Origin of the sequence: Streptomyces sp. NPDC051738 (assembly GCF_044453205.1) — a bacterium.
Taxonomy (GTDB): Bacteria; Actinomycetota; Actinomycetes; order Streptomycetales; family Streptomycetaceae; genus Streptomyces.
The window spans coordinates 1,953-5,237 of the sequence record NZ_JBITCM010000051.1; the positions used below are offsets into that span (position 1 = coordinate 1,953).

Here is a 3,285-nt window from a genome sequence, read left to right on the forward strand (position 1 = left end):
CCGGGCACGCTGTTGGGTGTCTGAGGGTGCGAGCGTTGCTCGTCCTTCGGGTGCCGGCCCCAGTGAACTCGAACCGGATGGTTCGGGGTGATGGGTGGCTGGTCGTTGTTTGAGAACTGCACAGTGGACGCGAGCATCTGTGGCCAAGTTTTTAAGGGCGCACGGTGGATGCCTTGGCACCAGGAACCGATGAAGGACGTGGGAGGCCACGATAGGCCCCGGGGAGTCGTCAACCAGGCTTTGATCCGGGGGTGTCCGAATGGGGAAACCCGGCAGTCGTCATGGGCTGTCACCCTTGCCTGAACACATAGGGCAAGTGGAGGGAACGCGGGGAAGTGAAACATCTCAGTACCCGCAGGAAGAGAAAACAACCGTGATTCCGGGAGTAGTGGCGAGCGAAACTGGATGAGGCTAAACCGTATACGTGTGAGACCCGGCAGGGGTTGCGTGTACGGGGTTGTGGGATCTCTCTTCTGTTGTCTGCCGGCAGCAGGACGAGTCAGAAACCGTTGATGTAGGCGAAGGACATGCGAAAGGTCCGGCGTAGAGGGTAAGACCCCCGTAGTCGAAACATCAGCGGCTCGTTTGAGAGACACCCAAGTAGCACGGGGCCCGAGAAATCCCGTGTGAATCTGGCGGGACCACCCGCTAAGCCTAAATATTCCCTGGTGACCGATAGCGGATAGTACCGTGAGGGAATGGTGAAAAGTACCCCGGGAGGGGAGTGAAATAGTACCTGAAACCGTGTGCCTACAAGCCGTGGGAGCGTCGGAACGAGGCTTGCCTTGTTCTCGTGACTGCGTGCCTTTTGAAGAATGAGCCTGCGAGTTTGCGGTGTGTTGCGAGGTTAACCCGTGTGGGGAAGCCGTAGCGAAAGCGAGTCCGAATAGGGCGATTCAGTAGCGCGCTCAAGACCCGAAGCGGAGTGATCTAGCCATGGGCAGGTTGAAGCGGAGGTAAGACTTCGTGGAGGACCGAACCCACCAGGGTTGAAAACCTGGGGGATGACCTGTGGTTAGGGGTGAAAGGCCAATCAAACTCCGTGATAGCTGGTTCTCCCCGAAATGCATTTAGGTGCAGCGTCGTGTGTTTCTTGCCGGAGGTAGAGCACTGGATAGGCGATGGGCCCTACCGGGTTACTGACCTTAGCCAAACTCCGAATGCCGGTAAGTGAGAGCGCGGCAGTGAGACTGTGGGGGATAAGCTCCATGGTCGAGAGGGAAACAGCCCAGAGCATCGACTAAGGCCCCTAAGCGTACGCTAAGTGGGAAAGGATGTGGAGTCGCAGAGACAACCAGGAGGTTGGCTTAGAAGCAGCCACCCTTGAAAGAGTGCGTAATAGCTCACTGGTCTAGTGATTCCGCGCCGACAATGTAGCGGGGCTCAAGCGTACCGCCGAAGTCGTGTCATTGCAGCATATAGGGCCAACGCCCGCTGTGATGGGTAGGGGAGCGTCGTGTGCCGGGTGAAGCAGCACCGGAAGGTAGTTGTGGACGGTTCACGAGTGAGAATGCAGGCATGAGTAGCGATTCACACGTGGGAAACGTGTGCGCCGATTGACTAAGGGTTCCTGGGTCAAGCTGATCTGCCCAGGGTAAGTCGGGACCTAAGGCGAGGCCGACAGGCGTAGTCGATGGATAACCGGTTGATATTCCGGTACCCGCTGTGAAGCGTCAAACATTGAACCAGGCGATGCTAAGTCCGTGAAGCCGCCCTGGAGCCTTCGGGCAAAGGGGAGTGGTGGAGCCGACGGACCAGACCTGTAGTAGGTGAGTGATGGGGTGACGCAGGAAGGTAGTCCAGCCCGGGCGGTGGTTGTCCCGGGGTAAGGGTGTAGGCCGTGGTCTAGGTAAATCCGGATCACGTTAAGGCTGAGACCTGATGCCGAGCCGATTGTGGTGAAGTGGATGATCCTATGCTGTCGAGAAAAGCCTCTAGCGAGTTTCATGGCGGCCCGTACCCTAAACCGACTCAGGTGGTCAGGTAGAGAATACCGAGGCGTTCGGGTGAACTATGGTTAAGGAACTCGGCAAAATGCCCCCGTAACTTCGGGAGAAGGGGGGCCACACCTGGTGATGGCATTTACTGTCTGAGCTGGGGGTGGCCGCAGAGACCAGCGAGAAGCGACTGTTTACTAAAAACACAGGTCCGTGCGAAGCCGTAAGGCGATGTATACGGACTGACGCCTGCCCGGTGCTGGAACGTTAAGGGGACCGGTTAGCTCCATTTCGGTGGGGCGAAGCTGAGAACTTAAGCGCCAGTAAACGGCGGTGGTAACTATAACCATCCTAAGGTAGCGAAATTCCTTGTCGGGTAAGTTCCGACCTGCACGAATGGCGTAACGACTTCTCGACTGTCTCAACCATAGGCCCGGTGAAATTGCACTACGAGTAAAGATGCTCGTTTCGCGCAGCAGGACGGAAAGACCCCGGGACCTTTACTACAGTTTGATATTGGTGTTCGGTTCGGCTTGTGTAGGATAGGTGGGAGACTGTGAAGCGGGCACGCCAGTGTTCGTGGAGTCGTCGTTGAAATACCACTCTGGTCGTGCTGGATGTCTAACCTGGGTCCGTGATCCGGATCAGGGACAGTGTCTGATGGGTAGTTTAACTGGGGCGGTTGCCTCCTAAAGAGTAACGGAGGCGCCCAAAGGTTCCCTCAGCCTGGTTGGCAATCAGGTGTTGAGTGTAAGTGCACAAGGGAGCTTGACTGTGAGACCGACGGGTCGAGCAGGGACGAAAGTCGGGACTAGTGATCCGGCGGTGGCTTGTGGAAGCGCCGTCGCTCAACGGATAAAAGGTACCCCGGGGATAACAGGCTGATCTTCCCCAAGAGTCCATATCGACGGGATGGTTTGGCACCTCGATGTCGGCTCGTCGCATCCTGGGGCTGGAGTCGGTCCCAAGGGTTGGGCTGTTCGCCCATTAAAGCGGTACGCGAGCTGGGTTTAGAACGTCGTGAGACAGTTCGGTCCCTATCCGCTGCGCGCGCAGGAATATTGAGAAGGGCTGTCCCTAGTACGAGAGGACCGGGACGGACGAACCTCTGGTGTGCCAGTTGTTCTGCCAAGGGCATGGCTGGTTGGCTACGTTCGGGAGGGATAACCGCTGAAAGCATCTAAGCGGGAAGCCTGCTTCGAGATGAGTATTCCCACCCACTTGATGGGGTAAGGCTCCCAGTAGACGACTGGGTTGATAGGCCGGATCTGGAAGCACCGTGAGGTGTGGAGGTGACCGGTACTAATAGGCCGAGGGCTTGTCCTCAGTTGCTCGCGTCCACTGTGTT

1 rRNA gene is annotated in these 3,285 nt (G+C 57.3%); it reads left to right on the top strand.

Annotation, left to right across the window (positions count from 1 at the left end):
* Window positions 1–141: 141 nt before the first annotated feature.
* A 23S ribosomal RNA gene (locus ACIA8X_RS46795) occupies window positions 142–3,263 on the top strand.
* Window positions 3,264–3,285: the final 22 nt, after the last annotated feature.